This window comes from Paenibacillus konkukensis, from assembly GCF_023523925.1.
Lineage (GTDB): Bacteria > Bacillota > Bacilli > Paenibacillales > NBRC-103111 > Paenibacillus_S > Paenibacillus_S doosanensis.
The window spans coordinates 7,520,615-7,544,686 of sequence record NZ_CP027059.1; the positions used below are offsets into that span (position 1 = coordinate 7,520,615).

Annotated in this window: 27 protein-coding genes and 4 pseudogenes; 22 read left to right on the forward strand and 9 right to left on the reverse strand. The window is 49.8% G+C overall.

Annotated elements, in window-relative coordinates:
* Positions 1–33 precede the first annotated feature (33 nt).
* From SK3146_RS32785 to SK3146_RS32805, 5 genes and pseudogenes are all read left to right on the forward strand, one after another.
* Positions 34–886: pseudogene (locus SK3146_RS32785) on the forward strand (DegV family protein).
* Between the two features lies 1 nt (position 887).
* Complete coding sequence (recG, locus tag SK3146_RS32790; protein ID WP_249862734.1) at positions 888–2,942, forward strand: ATP-dependent DNA helicase RecG; 2,055 nt, start codon at positions 888–890, stop codon at positions 2,940–2,942.
* Positions 2,943–3,051: 109 nt separating this feature from the next.
* Positions 3,052–3,339 (forward strand): stage VI sporulation protein F, encoded by a 288-nt coding sequence (locus tag SK3146_RS32795; protein ID WP_249862735.1) that lies wholly within the window; start codon positions 3,052–3,054, stop codon positions 3,337–3,339.
* Between the two features lie 340 nt (positions 3,340–3,679).
* Positions 3,680–5,008, forward strand: coding sequence for a right-handed parallel beta-helix repeat-containing protein (locus tag SK3146_RS32800; RefSeq protein ID WP_249862736.1), 1,329 nt, complete (start codon positions 3,680–3,682; stop codon positions 5,006–5,008).
* Between the two features lie 85 nt (positions 5,009–5,093).
* Positions 5,094–5,348 (forward strand): DUF2164 domain-containing protein, encoded by a 255-nt coding sequence (locus SK3146_RS32805; protein WP_249862737.1) that lies wholly within the window; start codon positions 5,094–5,096, stop codon positions 5,346–5,348.
* 42 nt (positions 5,349–5,390) lie between these two features.
* Here SK3146_RS32805 and SK3146_RS32810 read toward each other — a convergent pair whose 3' ends face one another.
* Positions 5,391–5,894, reverse strand: coding sequence for a Crp/Fnr family transcriptional regulator (locus SK3146_RS32810; RefSeq protein ID WP_249862738.1), 504 nt, complete (start codon positions 5,892–5,894; stop codon positions 5,391–5,393).
* A gap of 115 nt (positions 5,895–6,009) precedes the next feature.
* Here SK3146_RS32810 and SK3146_RS32815 point away from each other — a divergent pair, with 115 nt between their 5' ends.
* Positions 6,010–6,723, forward strand: a complete 714-nt coding sequence (locus tag SK3146_RS32815) for a DedA family protein (protein WP_249862739.1) — start codon at positions 6,010–6,012, stop codon at positions 6,721–6,723.
* Here the strand turns inward: SK3146_RS32815 and SK3146_RS32820 are convergent, their stop codons facing one another.
* On the reverse strand, positions 6,724–6,987 hold the full coding sequence (locus tag SK3146_RS32820) for a YolD-like family protein (RefSeq protein ID WP_249862740.1): 264 nt from the start codon (positions 6,985–6,987) through the stop codon (positions 6,724–6,726). It lies immediately after the preceding gene.
* A gap of 194 nt (positions 6,988–7,181) precedes the next feature.
* Between SK3146_RS32820 and SK3146_RS32825 the strand changes: the two genes are divergently transcribed.
* Together SK3146_RS32825 and SK3146_RS32830 are read left to right on the forward strand one after the other, a co-directional pair.
* The gene (locus SK3146_RS32825; RefSeq protein ID WP_249862741.1) at positions 7,182–7,712 is read left to right on the forward strand and encodes a hypothetical protein; all 531 of its coding nucleotides are present in this window, start codon (positions 7,182–7,184) and stop codon (positions 7,710–7,712) included.
* Between the two features lie 86 nt (positions 7,713–7,798).
* Complete coding sequence (locus tag SK3146_RS32830) at positions 7,799–8,455, forward strand: hypothetical protein (protein ID WP_249862742.1); 657 nt, start codon at positions 7,799–7,801, stop codon at positions 8,453–8,455.
* Positions 8,456–8,598: 143 nt separating this feature from the next.
* Here the strand turns inward: SK3146_RS32830 and SK3146_RS32835 are convergent.
* Positions 8,599–9,722, reverse strand: a protein-coding gene (locus SK3146_RS32835) for an IS630 family transposase (protein ID WP_249862743.1) whose coding sequence is annotated in 2 segments (ribosomal slippage) — positions 8,599–9,293 and positions 9,293–9,722 — 1,125 coding nt in all. Because the reading frame shifts where the segments join, the coding sequence is not laid out codon by codon here.
* Positions 9,723–10,013: 291 nt separating this feature from the next.
* Here SK3146_RS32835 and SK3146_RS32840 point away from each other — a divergent pair.
* The 5 genes from SK3146_RS32840 to SK3146_RS32860 all read left to right on the forward strand — a co-directional run bounded on the left by SK3146_RS32840 (position 10,014) and on the right by SK3146_RS32860 (position 13,414).
* On the forward strand, positions 10,014–10,469 hold the full coding sequence (locus tag SK3146_RS32840) for a hypothetical protein (protein WP_249862744.1): 456 nt from the start codon (positions 10,014–10,016) through the stop codon (positions 10,467–10,469).
* 141 nt (positions 10,470–10,610) lie between these two features.
* On the forward strand, positions 10,611–10,889 hold the full coding sequence (locus tag SK3146_RS32845; protein WP_249862745.1) for a hypothetical protein: 279 nt from the start codon (positions 10,611–10,613) through the stop codon (positions 10,887–10,889).
* A 9-nt stretch (positions 10,890–10,898) separates the two neighbouring features.
* Entirely contained in the window at positions 10,899–12,179 is a 1,281-nt protein-coding gene (locus tag SK3146_RS32850) for a glutathionylspermidine synthase family protein (protein WP_249862746.1), read from the forward strand.
* A gap of 17 nt (positions 12,180–12,196) precedes the next feature.
* Positions 12,197–12,631, forward strand: a complete 435-nt coding sequence (locus SK3146_RS32855) for a DUF350 domain-containing protein (RefSeq protein WP_249862747.1) — start codon at positions 12,197–12,199, stop codon at positions 12,629–12,631.
* A 27-nt stretch (positions 12,632–12,658) separates the two neighbouring features.
* Positions 12,659–13,414, forward strand: coding sequence for a sigma-70 family RNA polymerase sigma factor (locus SK3146_RS32860; RefSeq protein WP_249862748.1), 756 nt, complete (start codon positions 12,659–12,661; stop codon positions 13,412–13,414).
* A gap of 242 nt (positions 13,415–13,656) precedes the next feature.
* On the opposite strand, the gene SK3146_RS32865 is transcribed toward SK3146_RS32860, so the two are convergent.
* Positions 13,657–14,328 carry an SOS response-associated peptidase family protein gene (locus SK3146_RS32865; RefSeq protein WP_249862749.1) on the reverse strand — a complete coding sequence of 224 codons (672 nt, stop codon included), beginning with the start codon at positions 14,326–14,328 and terminating at the stop codon, positions 13,657–13,659.
* A gap of 458 nt (positions 14,329–14,786) precedes the next feature.
* Positions 14,787–15,137: a hypothetical protein gene (locus SK3146_RS32870; RefSeq protein WP_249862750.1), complete on the reverse strand. Its 351-nt coding sequence runs from the start codon at positions 15,135–15,137 to the stop codon at positions 14,787–14,789.
* A 287-nt stretch (positions 15,138–15,424) separates the two neighbouring features.
* On the opposite strand from SK3146_RS32870, the gene SK3146_RS32875 reads away from it, so the two are divergent.
* Positions 15,425–15,844: an ester cyclase gene (locus tag SK3146_RS32875; RefSeq protein ID WP_249862751.1), complete on the forward strand. Its 420-nt coding sequence runs from the start codon at positions 15,425–15,427 to the stop codon at positions 15,842–15,844.
* Between the two features lie 306 nt (positions 15,845–16,150).
* On the opposite strand, the gene SK3146_RS32880 is transcribed toward SK3146_RS32875, so the two are convergent.
* The 3 genes and pseudogenes from SK3146_RS32880 to SK3146_RS32890 form a co-directional block, all read right to left on the reverse strand.
* Complete coding sequence (locus SK3146_RS32880; protein WP_249862752.1) at positions 16,151–17,065, reverse strand: phosphotransferase; 915 nt, start codon at positions 17,063–17,065, stop codon at positions 16,151–16,153.
* 39 nt (positions 17,066–17,104) lie between these two features.
* A pseudogene (locus tag SK3146_RS32885) lies at positions 17,105–17,566 on the reverse strand (IS1595 family transposase); the annotation flags it as partial.
* A 104-nt stretch (positions 17,567–17,670) separates the two neighbouring features.
* Positions 17,671–18,255: a hypothetical protein gene (locus SK3146_RS32890; RefSeq protein WP_249862753.1), complete on the reverse strand. Its 585-nt coding sequence runs from the start codon at positions 18,253–18,255 to the stop codon at positions 17,671–17,673.
* Between the two features lie 63 nt (positions 18,256–18,318).
* Between SK3146_RS32890 and SK3146_RS35085 the strand changes: the two genes are divergently transcribed.
* The 8 genes and pseudogenes from SK3146_RS35085 to coaD all read left to right on the forward strand — a co-directional run bounded on the left by SK3146_RS35085 (position 18,319) and on the right by coaD (position 22,684).
* A complete protein-coding gene (locus SK3146_RS35085) occupies positions 18,319–18,396 on the forward strand; it encodes a phage terminase small subunit-related protein (RefSeq protein ID WP_283942854.1) in 78 nt (25 codons plus the stop codon).
* Positions 18,386–18,463 (forward strand): annotated as a pseudogene (locus SK3146_RS32895) (phage terminase small subunit-related protein); the annotation flags it as partial. The gene SK3146_RS35085 and the pseudogene SK3146_RS32895, both read left to right, overlap by 11 nt.
* Positions 18,464–18,491: 28 nt before the next feature.
* On the forward strand, positions 18,492–18,806 hold the full coding sequence (locus SK3146_RS32900) for a hypothetical protein (RefSeq protein ID WP_249866542.1): 315 nt from the start codon (positions 18,492–18,494) through the stop codon (positions 18,804–18,806).
* Positions 18,807–18,870: 64 nt separating this feature from the next.
* Positions 18,871–19,071: a hypothetical protein gene (locus SK3146_RS32905; RefSeq protein ID WP_249862754.1), complete on the forward strand. Its 201-nt coding sequence runs from the start codon at positions 18,871–18,873 to the stop codon at positions 19,069–19,071.
* Positions 19,064–19,970 (forward strand): annotated as a pseudogene (locus SK3146_RS32910) (terminase B); the annotation flags it as partial. The gene SK3146_RS32905 and the pseudogene SK3146_RS32910, both read left to right, overlap by 8 nt.
* A complete protein-coding gene (locus SK3146_RS32915; RefSeq protein ID WP_434006847.1) occupies positions 19,969–20,466 on the forward strand; it encodes a DUF771 domain-containing protein in 498 nt (165 codons plus the stop codon). The pseudogene SK3146_RS32910 and the gene SK3146_RS32915, both read left to right, overlap by 2 nt.
* A gap of 1,123 nt (positions 20,467–21,589) precedes the next feature.
* Positions 21,590–22,150 carry a 16S rRNA (guanine(966)-N(2))-methyltransferase RsmD gene (rsmD, locus tag SK3146_RS32920; RefSeq protein ID WP_249862756.1) on the forward strand — a complete coding sequence of 187 codons (561 nt, stop codon included), beginning with the start codon at positions 21,590–21,592 and terminating at the stop codon, positions 22,148–22,150.
* A 30-nt stretch (positions 22,151–22,180) separates the two neighbouring features.
* Positions 22,181–22,684, forward strand: coding sequence for a pantetheine-phosphate adenylyltransferase (gene coaD, locus SK3146_RS32925; RefSeq protein WP_249862757.1), 504 nt, complete (start codon positions 22,181–22,183; stop codon positions 22,682–22,684).
* Here the strand turns inward: coaD and SK3146_RS32930 are convergent.
* Positions 22,681–23,967: a nucleoside recognition domain-containing protein gene (locus SK3146_RS32930; RefSeq protein WP_249862758.1), complete on the reverse strand. Its 1,287-nt coding sequence runs from the start codon at positions 23,965–23,967 to the stop codon at positions 22,681–22,683. The genes coaD and SK3146_RS32930 overlap by 4 nt on opposite strands.
* Positions 23,968–24,072: the final 105 nt, after the last annotated feature.

Below are 24,072 nucleotides of genomic sequence, written 5' to 3' on the forward strand. Positions count from 1 at the left end.
CTTCAGACTGAATGTATGGGTGAGGTGAACGGATTGAGTCAGGTACGAGTTGTCACGGACAGCACGGCCGATATTCCCCCGAGGTGCGGGAAGCATTGAATATCGAATTGATACCGTTAAAGGTTCACTTTGGAGTCGAAACGTACAAAGACTCCGTCGACATGGGGCCGGAAGCTTTCTTTGAAAAGCTGGCCGCATCTGCTTCGCTGCCCACGACTTCCCAGCCTTCGCCGGTTGAATTCGTGGAAGCGTATAAACGGGCAGGCGCCTCAGGCGCTTCCGTCATCTCGATTCACCTGTCGTCGCGGATGAGCGGGACTTATCAATCGGCCTTATTGGCCAAGTCGATGCTGGAGGAGGACGGCTGCGACTTGTCGGTCGTCGACTCGCGTACGGCCTCATACGGTATCGGCATGCTGGTGGTTTGCGCGGCCGAAGCGGCGCGCGAGGGCAGGAGCAAAGAAGAAATATTGGAAATGATCGATACGATCCGCCGGCAAACCAAAATTTATTTTTTGGTCGACACGCTGGAATATTTGCAAAAAGGCGGGCGGATCGGCAAGGCGGCTGCGCTGCTGGGCTCTCTTCTGAATATTAAACCGATCTTGTCCATATCCGAGGAAGGGGAAGTGTTCCCGGTAGATAAAGTGAGGGGGCAGAAGAAGGCGATGGGGGCCGTATCGTGGATTTGTTGAAGGCCGATTACGGCGACAAGCCCTTGCACGTCACGGTAGCGCACGCCAATAACAGGCTTTACGCCGAGGAGCTGAGCGCATTGTTGAAGCAACACTTTGTCATAGAGAGTTTGGGTTATGCCACCATAGGTCCCACTATCGGGACGCACGCCGGTCCCGGAGCCGTCGCTGCATTTGTGAGACCGGCTTAAGATGACGCTCGATTTATACCGGATTCCGGTCAAGGACGTCCACGGGGTCAAGGGCAAGAAACCCGAAGAGCTGCTTGCTCTTGGAATCTCCACTGTCGGAGAACTGCTGGACTATTATCCTTTTCGTTATGAAGATTATACGCTGCGCGATTTGACCGAAGTGAAGGACGGCGACAAAATTACCGTTCAGGGAACTATTGTCGGAGCGCCGCAGCTCCAGATGTACGGCCGCGTGAAATCGCGGCTCACCTGCAAAATGATGGTGGACAAGCTGTTTGTGACGGCCGTCTGGTTTAATCGGCATTATTTGAAGGATCAGTTGAAGACGGGCGAAGATATCGTTCTTACCGGAAAATGGGATCAAAAAAGGCTGCATCTCACCGTATCGGAGTCCGAATTTCCGGGAAAAGGGACATCGCAGATCGGGACGCTGCAGCCTGTTTATTCTGTGGCGGGGGCAATCACGCAGAAGTGGATGCGCCAGACGATGAAGCAGGCGCTGACGCAGTACGGGGGAATGATTGCCGAGGTGCTGCCCCAGGAGCTGCTCGACAAGTACGGACTGATGGCGCGTAAGCAGGCGGTTGCGCTGCTGCATATGCCAGGCACGATGGAGGAAGGCCTCCGCGCCCGTAAGCGGATGGTGTATGAGGAGCTGTTTTTATTTCAGCTGAAAATGCAGGCTTACCGGGCATTAAATCACGACAGGGCCGACGGGATCGCCCACCCGCTTGACCTGCCGGGGGTAAGAGCTTTTGTGCGGGCGCTGCCGTTTACGTTAACGGGATCGCAAAAACAGGTGCTTGCCGAAATTTTGCATGATCTTCAGCAGCCGTACTGCATGAATCGGCTTCTTCAAGGCGATGTGGGAGCGGGCAAGACGGTCGTTGCCGCAGCGGCGCTGTTTGCCGTCGTCAAAGCGGGCTATCAGGGCGCGCTGATGGTTCCGACGGAAATCCTTGCCGAACAGCACAAACGGTCGCTGGAACGCCTTTTCGAGCCGTACGGCATTCAAGTGGCGCTGCTGACCGGAAGCTTGACCGCCCGCCAGCGCAGAGAGGTGCTGGGCGCGCTGCAGATGGGGCTTGTCGATGTGGCGGTCGGAACACATGCGCTCATTCAGGAGGATGTGTTCTTCCGCAGCCTAGGTCTCGTCGTTACGGATGAGCAGCACCGTTTCGGAGTCAATCAGCGAAGCATTCTCCGGCGCAAGGGGATGAACCCGGACGTGCTTACGATGACCGCAACCCCAATTCCGCGGACGCTGGCGATTACCGCTTTCGGCGACATGGACGTATCGACGCTGCGCGAGCTGCCGAAGGGCCGCAAGCCGATCAAGACGTATGCGGTCACTCACGATATGCTGGAGCGCGTGATCGGGTTCATTCGCCGCGAAGTCGAGGCGGGCAGACAAGCCTATGTCATTTGCCCGCTCATCGAGGAATCCGAGAAGCTGGACGTGCAAAATGCGATTGATGTGCATGCCCAAATTCAATTCGCATTTCCCCAGTTCCACGTCGGGTTGCTGCACGGGCGGATGGCTGCGGCCGAGAAGGATGAGATCATGCGCGAATTCAGCGAAAATCGGGTTCAAGTGCTCGTGTCGACCACCGTTATTGAAGTTGGGGTGGATGTGCCGAATTCGACGATGATGGTCGTGTACGATGCCCACCGGTTCGGTCTGTCACAGCTGCATCAGCTGAGGGGGCGCGTCGGGCGGGGAGAGCATCAATCCTACTGCGTGCTTATCGCCGATCCGAAGAACGAGGTCGGCAAGCAGCGGATGAAAGCGATGACCGACACGAACGACGGCTTCGAGATCGCCCGCCGCGACTTGGAGCTGCGCGGCCCCGGAGATTTTTTCGGAACGAAGCAGAGCGGGCTTCCCGATTTTCGGATCGCCGACATGGTCACCGATTTCGAGGTGATGGAGCAGGCCCGCGACGATGCCGCCGGGATGGTGAAGCAGCCTGAGTTTTGGACGGGCGCCGGATTCGGAATGCTTCGCGAGTTTTTGCGCCGTGAGAATATTTTTGACAGCGAATTATTGGATTAACACCTAATCTTGCCTTCGGGGCTATAATATAAGGCACATGTCCGAGCTCTCCGTCATAAACTTACAAAAGAGGCTGGCTACCAGATCTTTGATCGGAGGTGTTCGTGACATGAGCTATCAAAAATACGGTTTCGATCCTGTTTTTGTCGAACGGGTCAAGCTGAAAATGAAAAATCCCGATACGAAAGAACGTATCAAGATGATTTTGCAAGGTGTTACGAAAGCGGATTTGCAGGATAGGGCGAAGGTCAGACGTTTCGTATCTATGCTGTCCAAGGTGCTAGGTGAACGGTTGACCGATCAGCAAGCAGAGCATATGGTCAATTTCGTCATCGCCCAGCGCATCGATCCGAATAATACATTTCATTTGATCAAGCTTTGGGGGATGTTCCGCTGAAGCTTCGACACAAATAATGGAATTTATCCCGGATAATAATTATAAAAGCTACCGCTGCGGAGCCTTTCGTTTTGCAAAGGCTTTTTGGCAAATCGTTCCTCAACAGACCTTCGGGTCTGTTTTTTTTCGGTTCGGCGCGTTAAATTTTACCAAAGTATTCATGTGTTCGGTGGAAGATCATTTCGAAAGCGGCCGCCCGCCCGCTTTTACGAAGGACAAAAGTAGTAGACGGTTTCTCCATACGGCGCAGTTTGTCACGCGGGATACGGGCAAGGGTTGCCAGCGCAATCTATCAAAGTTATAATTTTCATAGAAATCCAAATAGGGGGAGGAGCTGCAAGTGTCGACAATCGAACCGCAAGACAACGAGGGAAAAAAACCGATGACAAGAAGGCAACTGCTTGCTTCGGTCGGAGCGGCGGGAGTGCTGCTTGCCGCAGGCGCCGGTCTGCCGGTCAAGGTTCAAGCCGCCAAATCTACCGTTCCGGTGACCGATAACAAGCCTTGGTATAATGTAAAAGACTTCGGAGCTGTGGGAGAGGGACTTTACGATGACGATGCTCCGTATATTCAGGCTGCAATTGATGCGGCTGCGAGTAAAGGAGGGACGGTTTATTTTCCGCCGGGCAGTTATTGTATCAATCGCGGCCTCATTATGAGATCGAAGGTTCATCTATTGGGGGCAGGAGCGGAAGTTACCGAATTGAAGGCGGGAGACACCAATTTGCTCATGCTATTCAGCGGCGGCGGGGTCGGTTCCTATTCGATAGACGGAATTACGTTCTCCGGCAGAGGGCCGAGCGGAGCGACGGGCGATATCGTAGAGCGCGGAATACATATGCTGGAAGGTTCGCATATTACGATCAGCCGCTGTATATTTACCGATTCGGCGAACGGAGTCCGGCTTGTTCGCTCAAGACATGTAACGGTAACCGATTGCACCTTTTTGAGAATTTTGGGCTCGGAAAGCCCTACGGAAGGATTCGGTATCGTCCTCGAAGGCGGGAGCAATCATATCATTAAGGGGAATCATTTTAAAAACGTTACGAAAAGCTGCATTTGCCTTAATGCCGGAAGTTCCTATTCGCTGATTTCCAACAATGTGATGGAACAGTGTCAGGATGCGGCGATTCTCATGTCATCGAAGCTGAGCGCATGCTCTTATCATCTGATCGAAGGCAATCTGGTGACGTCGGAAGGACTGCAGGAGTCGGCGTCCAGCTCGACCTACGGAATTCGCCTCAAAGATGCTTGCAGCAACAACACGATCGTGAACAACGTCATTACGCGTCCCGAAAAGGGAGGCATTCAGCTTGAGGCCGGAGATAACGCGGGCGACGACCGTCCCTACGGCAACACGATTACCGGCAATACCGTTAACGGAACAATCTGCGGCATTGCCGTTATTAACGGGGATGCCAACTCGGTCAAACATAACGAGGTCCGGCGCGTGCAAACCGGCATCCTGCTCAATACCGCAGGGGAGGGCGGAAGCTCTTCTGCGAAGCGTAACGTCGTAACGGGCAACAGCTTGTATCAATGCTCCGTCGCCGCAGTGAAAATCGCTTCCGCACAATGCGAGTCGAACAGCGTGTTCGGAAATGCAGGCTATGAAAATGCGGAAGGACTTGCGGATAGCGGTACGAATACAGCTACCGAAGGGTTCTAAACGTGCCGATGGCCGTCTTCCAATCTGGTTGGGGGACGGCTTTTTGCACTCGGATCTAAACTATAACGGAGGATGACGAACGTATATGATGAGTGTCAGGCTGCCCAAAGAACAAAAAGATCGCTTAGTGACGGAATTGCAGCAATATTTTGACGAGGAGTTCAGCGAGCCGATAGGGAATTTGGCTGCCGAGCAGCTGCTCGATTTTTTCATCCGGCAGGCCGGTCCGCATATTTATAACCAAGCGGTCCACGATTGCCGTCAGTTCGCGATGGAAAGGTTCGCTGCCATGGAAGAGGAAATGTGTGCTTTGGAAAAAACGCCTCCGTCAAAACGGTAAGGTTAGGAAAGGCGTTTTATCGGGAACAGGCTCTTTTTCAATTTAGGACTTGCGGCTGCTTCGCAGCAGGCGGTTGACCGTTTCCCTTCTTAAGCCGATCAGCTGCCCGATCTCCTCTTGAGTTAATACTTCCTTTAAAGATAACGGCGAAGCATGTTCGGCGAACCATTCCTCAAGTTTGTTCAGCTTCTCCGAAGGGGTTATAAGGGTCAATTGATCGATGCGCTGCTGCATCATTCTCAGTTTGCTTTGCAGCAGCATAGCGATTTGCTGGCATTTACCCGGATTGCGCTCCAGCTCTCCGTACCATTCTCTAGCTGGGATCACGGTGATTTCGCTTGTTACCAGCGCGATGGCCGTTCCGTGATATTCTTTCGGACTGATCAAAGAATGATGGGGGATCGTTTCGCCCGGGACGACGATATTGAAGAGAAACGGACTTCCGTCTTCATGAATCCGCACGATTTTGAGCAATCCGCTCCGCACATGGTACAGCGGGCCAGTCTCGCCTTGCCTGAATAAAGTTTCGCCTTTATGTAAAATCATGTCATCCTTCACCTCAGTGGTATGATAACACGGACCGGGCCGTCCGTCTATTGCAGCCGCGCCCTTATAGCTCCCATTCCGTCCGGACGATCGGGCAGGAAGGGGATTTTTTGTCATGTCTAAGGCAACAATGACTTTATGGTTTATTTGCGGCATGAAAATGACCGGTATCATATCGCTTATTTTTTGGAGGCGTAAGGAAGGAGCAGGCCATATGGAAGCGAAGCTGATGTATTTATTGGTTCATTACGGTTATTTCGGATTATTCGGCGTGCTGATGCTCGGTATCGTAGGCGTGCCCATACCGGACGAGGTTGTCATGACGTATGCCGGTTACTCGATTTACAAGGGGGAGCTTCACTATATCCCGACGGCGCTCGTTTCAGTTGCGGGCAGCTTCACAGGGATGTCTATCAGCTACTGGGCCGGTTATTGGATGGGATATCCTCTGCTGATCAAGTACGGCAAATATGTGCATATAACGCCCGGCAGGCTGCAGCGTTCGGAGCAATGGTTCCGCAGATTCGGCAAATTTGCCGTGACTATCGGCTATTTCGTTCCCGGCTTGCGGCATCTTACAGCTTTGTTCGCGGGTGTCAGCAGATGGCCGTACGGTACGTTCGCTTTGTTCGCGCTCCCGGGCGCCGTTATTTGGGCCGTCACCTTCATTACGATAGGCGTTCTGATCGGGGAGCATTGGAAACGGGTTATTTTTGAAATTCACCGGTATTCCGTGCTTACGGTTATTGCGGCAGCAGGTCTGCTGGTCATCGTCTGGTTGCTGAGTCGGTGGCGCAGCCGTAAAGGCGGGCGAACGAATGAAAACTGATCATCCCGGCTCCGCATCCAGCACTTCCTCCAGGCGAAGCATGCGGATATGTCCCTCCGATTGAATACGAATCCGCCCTTGAACCGTATCGATGTCGCGGATAATCCCGGTTCGGGGCGTTTCGCGGCCGTGCTCAAGGCAGATGATCCGCACCGGCCTCCTGCTCCTCCATGCTTGCAAGATCGTCTGCGACAACCGCTCCAGCTTGTCCTCATCCGGCCGAGGCCGTTCCGCTGCATAGAGAGCTTTTCTATGCTCGATCAAACGTTCCTTATGCCGGAAGCATCATGCGAGACGATTCCCACAAAATGTTTTTGCCGGCGGTCAGCAAGTACTAATTGCTATTCAACTATTTTTAGTGTAACTAATAAATAATGGTAATTTTATTATATATTTACAAAAAAAGTTTTTAATAGTATATTATATTTGAAATTAACTTAATAGGAGAGTGCTAATTTATGCCTAATTTTTTTCGATCACTGTTATTGGTAATTATCTTTGTTTTTTGTATTCAATTCTCAGCATTTGCGGAATCTAGTCAATTAGTAGGTAGTACTGATACTAGTCAGGTTTTACAAACGAAAGTAGTAGAGATGAATGAACCTGTCGATGGCGTTATAGCTATTTATAAAGATGATGCTGAAGTATCTACACAAGCATTTGCGGTAGGGACTATATCTTGCCGAGCAGTGGAGTGGTATCAAGATTGTAAATGGAATGTTTCCATGGTTGGTGATACAATTAACTACATTGATTTGGTAATGAATTATGAAAAAGTGGATGCAGATGGTTTAATCATACCTGCTGGTTCGGATACCTTTAAGTATCCGCTAAACCCTGCAAAAACTAGTTTTGGAGATGTAGGAACAGAGTATCAACCTACTGCCGGGAACTACAGAGCAACAATTGGCGGGAAACTCTATGGAAGGGAAGGTACATACACATTAGTCACAATAAAATCGGCTGTAGTATATGTTCCTGAAACCTAAGTATGGTATAAGAAAAGTAACTGTTGAAAAGCAGTTATTTTTCTTTTTTCTTAGTAAGAAAATGGAATGAAAGGGAGTGTTGTTCGGTGAATTGGTTAGAAATTATTAAAAGCCCTACGTATTTAAGTAATAGTTCTTCCAGCTACGATAGTATTCGTCTAATCAATTACGAGGGGGACAATGCTAATGTAACCCCCTTAGCTCAGTTTTTTTTGGCGCCGGTTGCTCTAAGTGAACCTGATTTAGTAACCCCAATACCAACACCATCTTCCCTGTCATATAATCGGTTCTTAGAAGAAATTGCTGTTCATTTTAATAAAATAAAAGTTGTTTATAGCGGCGAGATACCTCATACGTTAATGTTAAGTAATTTAAAGGATAGTTCTAGATTGAATATAATAGGGCTTCATAGAAGAAACGAACTAAACCCAGTGGTTTCTGAATTATATGGAAATTTAGGTTTACGTCCAAGAGGTTTTATGAATAAAACAATATACATGAAACTCAAAAAAGAATATATACCACCCGTAAATGTTGAACAATTTGATGCGGCATGGAACTGGCTGGAGTCGTCCTATGCTCAAAACGATGGTTACATTTGTCTTACTCCCACAAATTGGATGTTATCGGAGCGATTAAAAGAAAATATTAGTTTGAGATACTTCGTTTCAAGATGCAAGGATATTATACTTGTGGTCGATGAACCAACCAATTCCATTATTGGGTTAGATTTGTTGTTTTAATAAAAACCAAAAAGGATTAGATGATGGCAGCCGGCCTTCATAGAGTCCCCCCGTTTCACTTAGGGCACAAGAGACATTGTGAGAGCTTATGTTTGATGGATTCGTCGTAGACTTAGGACATTGAATCTAGTACTCCGTAACGATTAAATTACAGGGTATAGTCTTTTAAGCCTAACCCGAGCGTCTTGCGTTGTAAATTGCCAGTTGACGGTAGAGCGTTCAGCATTGCGGTCGGCTTGCCAAGCCGCAACACGCGCGATCACGTCTTCTTTTGTAGCGACATACTCAGACAGGGCTTGGCGACTGAGAACACCAATCTCGATTTCAGCCATGTTGAGCCAGCTTCCGTGCTTTGGCGTATGATGAATTTCCAGTTTGTCCGCCAATCGTTTGGCTTCAGCAGGTTCAAAGGCTTCGTAAAGCGAACCGACGCTGTGCGTATTCAAATTGTCCATGACGAGCACAATCCGCTCGGCTTCGGGATAGTGAATGTCCACCAGTTCCTTGATGCAGGACGCGAAATCGACCCGGGCTCGCTGTTCCGAGACGTAGATGTGACGTTTGGCTTCCAGCGGCGCAAACATCATGAACAGATTGACGACACCATTGCGCTTGTATTCATAGTCGATCCGTTTCGGCCGACTCGGCTGAGCGGCAATGGAGGGCCGCGTTTCCAGAGTCAATTGCCGATTCGTTTCATCCAGACAAACGAGCGGGCGTTTGGGATCGTGCGGACGCTGGTAAACATCCAACACGTCCTCCATGCGTGCGACAAACTCGCCGGATGCTTCCGGGATACACCATTGTTTCTTCAACCATGGTTTGAGTTTGTTTTTTTCATCACCCGTTGCACGGTCATGTGCGAAATAGCATCAACGATTTCCAGTTCGACCAAGCGATTGGCGAGCAACCGAACCGACCATTTGCTGTAGCCTTCCGGCGGCTGGCTACATGCGATGGCGATTAGTTTCGCTTCAGTCACGCCATCCAATTTCGTCCTGCGATTCGTTTGCTTTTCTCGCTCCAACGCAGCTTCGAAGCCTTTTTCGACCAGTCGTTTTCGCAAATTTCGAACGGTGCTTTCACTGACATTGTAGGCTTCTGCAATCCGGGTATCCGGCCACGATGGTCCGTTCTCGCCTTCGTCGGCTTTCAGCAACATGTGCGCGTGTTTGATTTTATATCCGGCTACTTTTCCTTTATTGATCAGTTGTTCTAATTGTTGACGTTCTTCTTGGCTTAATTCGACTACCCATCTCTTTTCCATCGGCCAGTCCCTCTTATCCTTTTTATTGGATATATCGGCTGGCTAGGTATTTACCATTAATTTCTGAGGTTACGGAGTACTAGAAGTATTCTGGAAAAGCGGAAGCGTCCGCCTTTGAAAGCGGTATAGCCTGAGCCTCTCGCTGCTATTGAAATTACCGGTGAACAGCATCTATAACCGCCCTGAGGCATTCCGAAAAATGAGCGGATAGAACTATAAACCTTTTGACACGCGGCGCGTATTACTTTACAGTTATTTACTACATAGAACCGAATGGAAGGAGAACGGACGTTGGCACGACTGGAATATCGTTTATATGAAGAGGGCAGCAGCGAGTTTCCTCTGCTGTATTATTACGATCGTATCGAGAGAGACGAGATCGCTTTGCGGTTTGCCTGCGACTATTTGGTCAAGGAAGGCACTGTATACGAGAAAACCTCCAACGCGGTGGAGGATGGCTGTTATGTCATTTACATCAAGCAAGCCGAGGATGAAAAAATCGTGCCGTTTTGGGGAAAACCGGATGGAGCTTTACCGGAAGGGATCAAGCTGGAGCTGAGGGAATATCGCGAGTTTACGACCGACTATCGTTTGGTGCATACGTTCAGCTTCGCGGACAGCCTGGAGGCGATGCTGCATCTATCCGCGAACTATTTGTATGCCGACGGCAAAGAATGGTACCGGACTTCTACGGAGATCGACGAAGACAGAGAGACGTTCGTCTTTTACGCCGAGCCGTCGGCGTAAGGGGCACGAAGTAAGGTATTCATGGAGCAAGCGAGGCTTGCTTAAGCATGAATAACTCGGTATAGGCTTACGAAGCAAGTTATTCATGGAAAAAGCGAAGCTTTTTAATGCTATGAATAACTCTCAGGAGGGCAAATCATCTTGGAACATCAAAAGCAAGGGAACACCCGCAAAATGCTCGCCCTGTTTTTGAGCGCGGCGCTTGCAGCGGCAACCGGCTGCTCGAATACGGCAAATTCCAACTGCGTCGATCGAAACGGGGACGGGTACTGTGATAACGGCAGCGGAGGCTCTTCATCGAGAGCCTTCTTCGGCGGAGGAGGCTCCGGCAAATCCGGAACTTCGGAAGGTTCGTCCTCCATTTCGGACGGTTCTTCCACGCACGGGGGCATCGGCAGCAGCGGTTCCGGTTCCGGATAGGAGGACGGGATGATGAGAAATGACGAGGGTAAAACCTTGACCGCTTATGCGTATCCCGAACGACGAGAGGCGATTTACGGCCCTATGCGCGCAGAAGGGATTTTTACTTGGGATTGTATGTACGACGAAGAATATGCGCTCGCATGCATTCACCGGATCGACCGCGGGCTGCACCGGCGAATGCAGGAGGCCGCAGAGCGTCTTGGCGGTATTTTTGCCAAAACGGTGGCCATCGTTCAACAGGCCGATACGGTTCTTCTTGAGGAGCTAGGGGTGCCTGAAGCCGCCGTCGCCGCCGTTCGACTGAGTTTCGGGCCGCTTATGCCGTCGCCTACTGTTATAGGACGCTTCGATTTCGCGGCGGATGAAGACCGGATTAAGATGCTGGAGTTCAACAGCGATACGCCGACCGGGATCGTGGAAGCGTTCCATGTCAACGGCGCCGTATGCAGCGTCTACGGAGCGGAAGACCCGAATGCGGGCTGTACGCACAGGCTCGCCGAATCGTTTCGCGCCGCGATTGCGGCTTACCAAGATGCAGGCTATGAGACAAGGCATATTTATTTCAGCGCTCTGGATTGGCATATCGAGGATGCGGGAACGACCCGTTATTTGCTGAGGACATCAGGACTGGCCGCGGATTTCGCGCCTCTATCGGATTTACGCGTAAAGGACGATCGGCTCTGGGTACGGCTCGCGGATGACGTTTTGGCTCCGGTGGATGTGTTGTATCGATTGCATGCGCTGGAGAAGTTGGCCGAAGACCGCGACGAGGACGGCTATCCTACGGGAGAGCATACGCTGAGGCTCATCGCGGAGCGCAAGCTGGCGGTGATCAATCCGCCTTCCGGCTTTGCCGCTCAGACGAAGGCGCTGCAGGCGCTAATTTGGAATTTGCACGAAGCGCAGCAGTTTTACACGCCGGAGGAGCATGCATGGATCGAAGCATATATGCTGCCTACCTATTTGGAAAACCGGTTTGCCGGAACAGGCACGCCTTATGTCGTCAAGCCGATCTATGGACGCGAAGGCAGCGGGGTGACGATCTTTGGTGCGGAAGGCCAAACGATCGAGCGCAGCGAAGAGGAAGAATATTGCGATCAGCCGATGGTTTATCAGCGGTATACGGAGCTTCCGCAAGTTCGCTTCGAAACGCTGAAAGGAGCCGGAAGCGGCAGGCTGTTATGGGGCTGTTTTCTGATCGGAGGCCGCGCTTCGGCGGTTGTCGCCCGGGTGGGAGGGCATATTACGAACAATGGCTCCTACTATTTGCCGGTCGGCTTTATATAATAAGGGGGAAACGCATCATGTTGGAGTTGCAATCCATCGTTAATTTTTTGATTTATTTGGTTGTGACCGTGCCTCTTGTCGGGCTTGGGATCGTTCTATTTACGTTGACTACGCCCTATAACGAATTCAAGCTAATTCGCGAGGGAGGGGAACTGTCCGATCCGGTCAAGGTGCAGGCGGCCCGTGCCGCGGCTTACGATTTGGGCGGAAAAATCATCGGACAGGCGGCGGTGCTCGCTTCGGCGGTCTATCATTCGCTAGGCTTGGTAGACCTGATTATATGGGGGTTACTCGGTATCGCGTTTCAAATCGTTATTTTTTACATATTCGAGCTGCTTACGCCTTTCAAGGTCGTAGCGGAAATTCCGAAAGGCAACGTGTCCGTCGGCCTGTTCTCCTTCTGCCTGAGTTTGGCGTCGGGCTTGCTGATGGCTTCGCTGATCAGTTACTAACCCGAGATGGAGGGGCGGCACATCGTCATGGATTTGGACGCGCTGTATACGGAACATAAAAGGCTGCTGATTTCCGTCGCTTACCGGATGCTGGGCTCGCTCACGGACGCCGAGGATGTGGTGCAGGACGCTTTTGTCGCTTTGCAGCAAACGCAGACGGAGGATGTGCGTCATCTGAAAGCGTATTTGGTCAAAATGGTAACGAACCGTTGTCTGAACCTATTGAAATCGGCCCGCAGGCAGAGAGAAGTTTACGTCGGTCCGTGGCTGCCCGAGCCGCAGGCCGACTTGACAGGCGGCGATAGCCCGGAAGAGCAGCTGGTTCGCGACGAGAACGTGTCCTATGCGCTGCTTGTGATGCTCCAGCAATTAACCCCGGCGGAGCGGGCGGTGTTTCTGCTGCGGGAGGTGCTGGATTACGATTACGCCCAAATGGCGGATATTCTCGGCAAATCAGAGGCGAATTGCCGCAAAATTTTGAGCCGCGCCAAGCAAAAAATGAATCCCGAGGCCGTTTCTGCCGCACCCAAAGGCAACGAAAACGGCGAATTCGCCGAAGCCTTCCTGGCAGGATCGCGAACGGGAAATTTTCGTCCTTTCGTCCATATGCTGATCGAACAGGCGACGTTGATCAGCGACGGCGGGGGCAAAGTGCGGGCCGCCATATTTCCGATCTATGGTAAAGAGCGGATTCAAGCATTTTTGGAAGGAATTTATTCCAAGGGCAGCTTGTCCGGAGAACTGCGTCAAGCCATCATTATGGAGATCACGGCCTGGTGCTGATTGAGCAAAATAAGCCCAGAATCGCCGTATGCTTCAAAGCTTTTCATGGGAAGACGAAGGATATAGAGCATGTCTATCTGATTAGCAATCCCGATAAATTGGCGCATATACGGCTGAACTGAAGAAGCGGGGAGAGGGAGTACGCCCATGCTGAAAAGCGAAGAGCCGCCCCGCGTAAGCGGTGGCGGCCCTGAATCCAATCTTGCGCAGGCGCTTCTTGGAGACGCAGATTCAAGATTGCGCTATCGTTCGGCGATATACGGGACCGCGACAATATCCAAATCCGTCTCGTCCCAACTGCCGGCCCGGTCCCAAAGAGCGGTCGGCAGCTCGCATAACGGCGGGTTCGCCGTAGAATGAAGCCACTCCCGCAGCAACTGTTTATTGAACAGCCCGGGATCGAGCCATGTATCGACCTGCTCTTCGTTTAAGATTAACGGAACGGTATCCTCCAGTCCGGTACTGAAGTTCCTAACCTTTCTCGTAAGAATGGCGCAGGTGCGTAGCTGCTCTCCGAAGGAGCCGCTCCAGACATCGTACACGCCGGCCATCGCAAACGTTTGGCCTCCAGGGATTATGAAACGCGAAACCTGCTCCTCCTTGGCATTCGGACGGTATACCTTGTCGAAGCTGCTGCCGGGAATGATGCAGCGCTGTCTCTTGAGCAGATGGTCGAAGGCCCGCTTGCCGAATACGGAGGCGCTGTCCGCAACAATCGAATCCTGTGCCCAGAAGGGCATGAGTCCCCAGCGGTATTCATCGAGAATGCGTTCGCCGTGCTGTACGACAACAGCGGCAATCGGTTGCTGCGGCTGCAAGCTGCGCTGGTTCGCATAGTAAAACAGCGCTTTGGACAAACCATATCGATCTTGCAAATCGGATAATTCGGCATGTAAAGTAAATCGGTCGCACATAATCGAGAGCTCCTCTGCTTTTATTGGCCATTGACTGAAGTTACTTCTCCCCAGTATTTGCAGCAGATGGTAAAATCATGTGCGGGCAAAAAAATTCAAGCTGTTTTCATCTAATTTTAAGGTTATCTTCATTGCAATTTAATGAACCATAGTTAAAATAATAATCGTTGATCCCACATTCAACATATATCACGTTTTTCCCTGCTGTCGGCTGCCATCGACGAAGCAGGGATTTTTTATAGGCAAAAAACAATCAATTAAAGTCTCGAAAGCCGGAAATGCAAATATTTTTATAGAAAAAAATGGATGTAATGAATTGGGCCCGTCTTGCGACCGGGCCCATTCATGGTTAAGGAAAAGTAACAAATCGATGTATAATTGAGACTACCAAATGGACTTAAAGAACCATGAATAAAGTAGATACCTGTTTCGGATACGACGATTAAAACTCGACATTTTTACTTGTTCGCTTCCTCTTTAATATAAGTGTCACCATGGACAACAATTACTTTGGTTTTATCCGTTGTGTTATGCTCATCATAAGCTGTTTCATCTTGACTGAAGTTTTTTTCCATATGCAAAATTTTGGCATATTGGCCGTCCTTAGTTACAATAAAATCAGGATGTTTATGGTCTTCCAGTATCGCTTCAGGAACAGGCTCAAAAGTAACGTCATTTTTATAATTTTTATATTTCTCAGCTAAGCTTTCTTGGGCGGCATTACTTGAAATTACACTAGTCAAAGCAATAGCACTAATAGTCAAAACAGCAATCCCCCAAGTAATTGTTCTGGTTGTCATAGTGATCAAGTCCTTTCTTAATATTGAAGTATAACCGTTTCCGTAGGCATAATTGTTCGATTTATTGTTCACAATTACCAGGTAAACAGGCTTTTCTGGTGTACCTTGTGGAACGTTAGTAAATACGATTTGTTTGGCGGTATTAGTAACATTACCAACTATATGAATTATCGAAGAACTTCTTGGACTAAATTGAGGGGAACTCTGCCATATGTGCAGTTATGTGCGGGTAACGCCTGACTAATTGACTGTGTTACAATGATAAGATATTATTTTTTAAACAAGGAGAATTCACTATGTCAGTAGAAGAAGTAGTGCGACGATTTTTTGAGAAGGTTCGTTCTGGTCAAGAACCGGATGCTGCACACCAGTTAATGGCGGAACGAGTTTTGGCACATCAGATTACTTCGGAAAATGAAGTGACCGTTGAAAGGTCACCGGCCAATTACGCGGATCATGTTCGCGAAATGATAGAAATTTACGGTGCCTTCAGTCTAACTATACAAGAATTTTTAGTGCAAGATGATCGGGTGTATGTGCGTTGGAAACAATCTGGAATCCACATTGGGGAAGTAGACGGATATACACCGACTAACAAACCCGTCGTAGAGATCGCAAGTGCAGTCTATCGTGTAGAAAATGAGAAAATCGTAGAATATTGGATACAAATTGACCGCGAAGGAATTCGTATTCAATTGGAACGCAACAAGGAATAACAGTTGAATCATTGAACTAAGGGTACGATAGCTCAATGAACCGCCTTTTCAGCAAGGCGGTTTTCTGTTATTAATAAAGCCTATGTTAAATTCTAATGTTGATATTTGACCATAAGAAAACCGCATTCGTTGAAAAGGCGGTTTATTGCTATCATGTCCCGTTAGCGCAACGACTTACTCTGTTGAATTTCGTGTTCCTCAACATAAAGCGGCATCTAAAGAAGGCGGATCATACCTTATCGCGGCCTTTAAACGACACAATGGTGCCGATAGCCATAGCCCCATAGCCGCAACGAAATAATGAGCCTAATCCGACAGTGCCCGCATGATGTTGGATTTCGCCTCTGCCGCAATCGCTTCATTCCCGTCATCGACCGCTTGCATTAAGATCAGTATGGGGATGTATACCGCGATCAGCCGCGCCAGCAGCTTCGTTTCCTCATCCGCTCCTCCGTACCTTTCGAAAAACACGCCGCGAGCGTAAGGTGGTAAAAAGCTATAAGCAACGCTCAAATCGCAAGCCGGATGGCCTACGCTCAGATCGCCCCAATCAATGATGCCGGAAACGATCCCGTTCTCATTCACAAGCATATTTTTAAAATGGAGATCGCCATGTAGCAGTGCATTCACCGCCTCGACACGGTCCTTTTGCAGCCTGCTAATATACGCTTCGATCACACCGGACTCCTCCGGCGACAAGTGTTCAACCACCTTCGATAGAAAGCCTTCCAATTTCACTTTACGCGATGCGATGTCCGTCAAGTTTCGATGATCTTGCTGAACTCCGCACTTCAGCGCCGCCTGCACCGGAAACTCATGCAATCTCCGCAAAAATTTCGCCAGCGTCTCTGCCGATAAAGCCCGGCGTTCTTCCGTCACACCGATTGGGAAATCTCCTGGCACGTAGGCATAGCCAAGAAATGGTGCCGGGTATTCGTCACTTGCTTCGCCATAAAACAACGGTTTCGGATAAGGGATGGTCATATATGCCTCCAGCTTCGGCAGCAGCTTCCCTTCCATACGAATCGAGCCAACTGCAATCGTTCTTCTTGGAAACCGGAACACGTAATCGTCACCGATAAGAAAAACCGTATTGTCCCAGCCCCAGCCCAATCGCTTCACTTGCTTCGATGACAGCTGAGGGAATTGTCTGCCGATCAGCGTCCGCGCCTGCTCTTCGTTAACCTCCCACTCCGCATCCCATACCTTCGTTCCTCCCATGAATTGTCTGCCTCCTCGTTCCTTACGTTATTTAGATGTTTACATTCCGTGGAAGTTACGCATAACTGCCCGTTTAACAAGAATAAGCAGAAGGCGAAGTTTGGTGTTCGTGTCGGTCACAGTAAACAGGCACGATTTGACCAACATATTTTTCTTATTCGATGCGGTATTCTCATACTCCTTGCTGTCTAAGTATCGAAACCAAGCCAAATAGTGCTGTAAATATTTCGTTGCAACACCATTGAAGCGATCCATCCATTTCTTCAAGCGGCACGTTGTTTTCCGTCGGACTTGAACCGGTAATGAGTCATGCCTTTTGAATTCGCATAGGAGCTAAATGCCCTCCATGAATCAGTGCATAACACGTTTGAGTCAGATAGATGACCACCAATCGCTTCGTCGAATTTTTGTAGTCCGAATACGTCCACGCCCAAGTACGCCAGAGTAAGTCATTTTCGGACAGTCACGGGCAACCAGCACGCACACTTGAACGTGGCTTATTGAAGTTTTGCAAGGAATCATCGAATCCAAAGAGCATTATCGCAAGATTATCAAGGCTGCGGTTGCCCGTTGGGTACGTGACTTTCAGGAAAAACGTATCGAGATCAACACTGTCGATGATCTTCGGAAGCTGATCGAGTTAGATATTGAGCTTCAGAAGGATGAGGTATGACAGCAAGTTCTATTTCAACTTCATCGATAGCTACGGAAAACTTATTAAGGAAATCTTTTGTACTTTCGATAAACCTGATTCTAATTGCATACTGTAAAAATGCCATACCTAAATAAACTAAAAAGTACTGCAAATATTCTAACATATCAAATAATACAACTAGTAGCTTCTCCTCCACTTGGTCATTAAGTAGGGAAAATACTGATACCATAATGGCCATCATAGATAGTGTGACGGAGACTATTACGGTCATTCCGTTAAATGTCGCTGCAGTTGTAGAATCGTCGGTTGAATTACGAACAATAAATTTTAGTTTTCTACGCAAGTGGGGCGACAGATTCCTTACCTCGTTAAATAGGTAGTCCGGGTCTTTTTGGAGATGCTTCTTTTTACTCCAAGACATATTTCTTTCAAAACAACGGAATATTTTCTTTTTTAATTTTCTCAACGTATAAATTTCGAGTGTTAAGAGAAATGCGAATATTGAAAATGCGATTGCAATAGAAACAAAAAGCATTAGTTATTCACTCCTAATTTATGGATATATAATTTTATCGGCAGCGGGGGTGGTGATTGTGTAGTGGCCAGAGAGCGAAGCCCTGATCGAGATAAAGCCAAACAGATGTGGCAGGATAGTGGCGGGGGAAATGAAACTTAAGGACATTGCCGCCGCACTTTGTATCGGGGAAACACAGATACGAAAATGGAAGTCTCAAGATAAATGGGCGAACGAAATGAAAGGTAACGTTACTAATGAATCGAACAGTAACGTTACCAAACGAAAGGGAGCACCAAAAGGGAATAAGAACGCCGTCGGTAATCAAGGCGGCGCTGGTCGACATCAGCACCGACCCCGTCCAGCAGGCCGACGAGTCCATTACACTCCTGACCATTCGGGAGCGCCGTATGCTTCAACGTATACAGCGGCTGGCAAGCGGGCTGACGGAAAAACAACGCTGCGTGCTGCAGCAGCTGCGGACCAAGAAGGAGGCGACTCCGGTTCACGACGATCGCGCTGGCCAAACAAGAACGATCATCAAAGAAAGTGATAAGTTGGTGATCGGCTGAGCTCGAAGAAACGTCGTACCGGGCGATCGAGGATATCCTTCGTATCGAGGAGGCGCTGACCCGGGTGCAGGGCCAGAAGATAAAGGCGATTGAAATCAAGAACAAGCTGCTGGACGAGGAAAAGGAAATCCGCACTGCAACAATGCGTATCGAACTGCAGAAACTCCAGGGCGGCGCTGGCGCAACGCAAAGCTGGACCGATACCCTAAAGGAAATTGCACAGCGGTGTAAAGCAAAACGGGCTGGGGTGGCCGTCGATGAGTAAGCCCTATAAAGTCGTTTCCGATCTCGTGCTTGAACACTGGGATGACCCAGTTGCTTTCGGTGAGGACATGCTGGGGTTCAGCGCAGACGAATGGCAGCAAGTAGCTATGATGGACGTTGCGCAGTACCCGCGCACGAGTGTCCGCTCCGGGCAGGGTGTCGGGAAGACCGGTTTTGAGGCGGTGCTTGTAATCTGGTTTCTGTGCTGCCGGCCGAATTCTCGGGTAGTGTGTACGGCCCCGACTAAACAGCAGCTCAATGACGTCTTATGGGCTGAGGTTGCCAAGTGGCTTGAATCGTCCATGGTGAAAAACCTATTGAAATGGACGAAAACCAAGGTTTACATGATCGGTCATGAGGAACGTTGGTTCGCGACAGCTCGGACAGCAAACAAGCCGGAGAACATGCAGGGCTTCCACGTGGACCACATGCTTTTCATCGTGGACGAAGCTTCCGGTGTTGCCGATCCGATCATGGAAGCTATTCAAGGTACGTTATCTGGCGATGATAACAAGCTACTCATGTGTGGAAACCTTACAAGAACGAGCGGCTTTTTTTATGACTCCCATAATCGTGACCATAAGCCTTTTCGCACTCATAAAGTAGATAGCCGTAATAGTAAGCGGACCAGTACATCCAAATGCTCATCGACAAATATGGCGCCGAAAGCGACGTCGTACGCGTCCGGGTTATGGGGAGTTTCCTAAAACCGAGGCGGATCCTTCATCGCGCTCGAATTGGCCGAGTTAGCCGCAGGCGCAACGGTCGACCCGGTCGGGGGCACGCTGCACCTTGTTCGGGGACGACGAAACTGTCATTGCCCCTAGAATCGGCATGAAGGTATTCAAACTGTGCTTCTACAACAAGCAAGATACGATGGCTACTGCCGGCCGCGTGATTGCTGCAGGCCCGGGGCGTCGAAGCGCTACTCAGTCGATGCTACAGCCTGCTCGACGTCTTCTCTATTGCGATTACTCACGTGGATAGTAATAAGAATCTTGAGCATGGAAAAACTATTTTACGGAGCCAGAGGAAAATGGAGGAGTATGCCATGCAGCGTTTGACCCTGCAACTCACCATTCCGATCCCTGCTGAATCTGTTTTGATCAGCAGGGTCGAACTGGAGGAGTTAAGAAAGCAGGAACTATTAGGGATTTACTGGTCGATGCAGGACCTCGAACGGCGTGTGAACAAGGGCCAAGTTTGGATCAAAGAAAACATCTTGTATCAGCCGCGATTCAAGAAAATACTAGATGTTGAGCAAGGTGGGTTTGTATTCTATCCCAAATCAAGGGGTCAAAATTGGAGCTTTCATGCGGCAAAGATGGCTGAATTTTTGGACAAGCGATTTGCGGATATTTTCACTTCCTTTGCAGATAAAGAATCCGGAAAGTAGAGAGATCACTCAGTTGGTGTGATTTCTCTACTCAATAATATTTTCTTGACCATATTCGTACCCGAAATGATCCTAAATTAACGTAATTCGTAACGAATTTCTTCCTAAAACGGAAGGCTTGGAAGGTATATGCGAAAGAGCGTAAAAAGTATGGATTGAAAGCGGCATATCGTGCGCCTCAGTTCTCGAAACGTTAAGAGCATCGCTGTACAAGGGATTTCAGCCTCAGACCTTCAATGGTTTGGGGCTTTCCTTTTGCCCAAAAGGAGTCCGTGACCATATTTAATTTTTGACCATATGCGACCATACCTAGAAGTGGTCATATTTTCATGAATTTCTCGAAATGTTCCACGTTCTTTTCCTTGATCGCCCTCGTTACTTGGATATAGATGTTCATGGTCATTTTGATATCGGATCGGAGTGATCAAGCACTCCTGAACTTCCTTGACGTAACGCCGGTTTCGAACAATAGCGAGGCGTGAGTATGGCGTAAACAGTGGATCGTGATGGGATGCAATTGATGCTTCTCGATGATTGACAGCAACTTTTCGTTCGGGTAGGCCAGTCGTATAGATGATTTATCTATCCGAGCAAAGGTCGGTTCGTTGTCCTTCTCTTTGGCTTCGAAGGTGATTACCTTGACGGCCAAATGGCGAAGCGTTTTGAACATTGGTCTGATCCGGAATTGAATGCATCGTTCAGGATGCAGCGACAGCTACGTAGTCGTCTTGATGTGCATAGGTGGCAGCATGGGGGGACGGTCGTGTTCGAGGTGTACGTCGGATTCCACCTATTTAATTTTGGTGCCCAATCGGTACCCAACTTATAAATTGTACAATATTCAAGTGTGGGGAGATCAGTATAAACCCTTATTACTAAAGGATTTTTAAAATAAATTAGGCCCCGTCTTGCGACGGGGCCCATTCATGGGAGAGGAGAAACCGGACGAAGAGCTTATGGGGAACGTAAGCCTTCTCCGCGGTTGTCTACGACATTTTCGGATGTCGATGATATAAGGATAGACACATTTCGGGCGATCTATACATAGGCACTGATATTTTTTTGTGCAAAAGTTTACGTTTGTGGTACGATAGCATTACTATCCGGTAGAAGGTGGAAATCAATGAGAGTCATATCAGGGAGTGCCAAGGGAAGGCCATTGAAGGCTGTACCTGGCATGGGCACGCGGCCTACCACCGATAAGGTGAAGGAGGCTATTTTTAGCATGATCGGCCCTTATTTCGAAGGAGGTCATGTGCTGGATCTGTTCGCAGGCACCGGCGGATTAAGTATTGAAGCGCTGAGCCGCGGAATGGAGAGAGCGGTGTTGACCGACATCGACAAGAAGTCGATCGACACGATCCGGCAAAATTTGCAGGCGACCGGATTCACGGACCAGGCCGAGATATACCGAAACGACGCGCAGAGAGCCGTCAAGGCATTAACGAAGCGGGGAGTCAAATTTGATCTGGTGTTTTTGGACCCGCCATACCGGCTCAAACTGGTTCGGGAGCTGGTGGAGCAATTGGATGAGGCCGATATGCTGAATTCCTATGCGACCATCGTTATGGAACATGATGCCGAGGATGCTTACGAGGAGCCGATCGGCCGTTTGGAATGGGTTCGCAGAGCCGAATACGGAGACACGGCCATAACGATTTATAAAAACAAAGCGCAAGAGTAGCGGCATTTGTCGGAGGAGTTGACTGAATTTATGAGTATTGAACATTTCGGAATGAAGATCGCCGTATATCCGGGCAGCTTCGACCCTGTGACGAACGGCCATTTGGATATCATTCACCGGTCGGCTAAAGTATTTGACAAGCTGGTTGTGGCCGTTTTGAATAATACGAGCAAAAATCCGCTGTTTACGTTGGAGGAACGCACCGAGCTGCTTAGAAAAGTAACGAGCGATTTGCCGAATGTGGAAATTGACAGCTTTCGCGATCTTCTGATCAACTATATGAAACAAAAAAACGCGCACTTGATCGTGCGCGGTTTGAGAGCGGTATCCGATTTTGAATACGAATTGCAGATGGCTTCGATGAACCGGAAGCTGGATGAGCATTTTGAGACGTTTTTCATGACCTCGACACCGCAATATTCGTATTTGAGCTCAAGTATCGTCAAAGAGATCGCCCGCTTCCACGGGCCGGTTACGGGTCTCGTTCCCGAACAGGTCGAGAAGGCGCTTTTGCTGAAATACGCGCCTCGCTAAAGACTGGAGCCGCGCCGGTTATGGCGCAGAGCAAAGGCGGCGAAGACGGACAAGAGCAGCATCAGCAGCAGAATGCCGCTAAACCAGAAGAACGCAGGCGTCAGGAGAGGCCACAAGTTCCATTCTTGTACGCTCAGGGGCGCAGGGGCCGAGCCGGGCAGCCATACGGGAATGCCTGACGACAAGAGACCGTTCAGCGGCCTCCAAAAAGCGGCGGTTGCAATAAAAGAAAATGCCGCATGCAGAAGTCTCGACTTCAGGAAAGCGGTATATCGGATGTCTGTTCCCAACGTAAAGCTTTTCATCTGCGCGTGGGTGGATAACCCTCCCCAGGCGAGCAAGGCGCTGAGCAGCGCATAAGGCCATGAACCGGGAAACACTTCCGCCTGGCCTACTGCGTATGCGCCCAAATGGGGCTCGAACAGTCCGGGAAGCAGCGCGGCGATGACCGAATTTACTTCCTGGGGGGTACCGAATCCTGCTGCAGAGAAGGCAAGTCCGATAAAAGATAACACTTCCGACATCGACAGCGCATGAACGAGGACGGAGAACATCATCATAAGCCCGCCCACGGCCATTAGCTGCTGTACCGAATGGGTGACGGAATCGCCCAGCAGCTTGCCGAACGTGCGCCCGTCCTTTGCTTTGGCGACGTGGAACGCGTAGGCGCTTCTGGAAAACAGATTGGTTGCGGTCGAAGCTCGCTTAAGCTCCGCCCGCTTCTCGGCGATATCCGCGGCAAGCGGATGACGGGAATGCGAAATGCGCTGCCATACGCCGACAAGCAGCGCCGAACCGTAATGGAGAAGAGCCAACGCCAGTCCGCTTTGAGCATTGTGCAGAAAACCGACGCCGACGACGGTGATCAGGAAAACCGGGCTCATCACATGGCTCAAGGTGAGCAGACGCTCCGCCTCGTCCCGGCTGACAAGCCGATCCCGCCTTAACGTTCCTACGGCTACGGCACCGGAGGGCGTACCGGATGTGCAACCGACCGCGATGGCCCATCCGCCGATGCCGGGCAGACGGAACAGAAGGCGCAGCAACGGGTCGAACAGAGTTCCCAGCGCATGGAGAATGCCCATTCCCCGCACGATTTCCGTCACAATGAAGAAGGGCAGCAGAGCAGGGAAAACCAGCTTCCACCAGATGGTTAATCCTTGCAGGGACGATTGAAAAGCGCGATCGGGAAATAAAATAATACATACGACCAATAACAGAGCCAAGCAACCGAGCGTCAAGGTTGTCATGCGCTGGGAGGATAACATTTTTAAGCCGGCCATCAGCTATCAACTCCGATTCCAGGATGATGGTACATGTTTACGCTTTGTCCGTATCGTTTAGACCAAGCAGCGGCAACCATGATCGGGGCGGCTTGCGCAATAGGG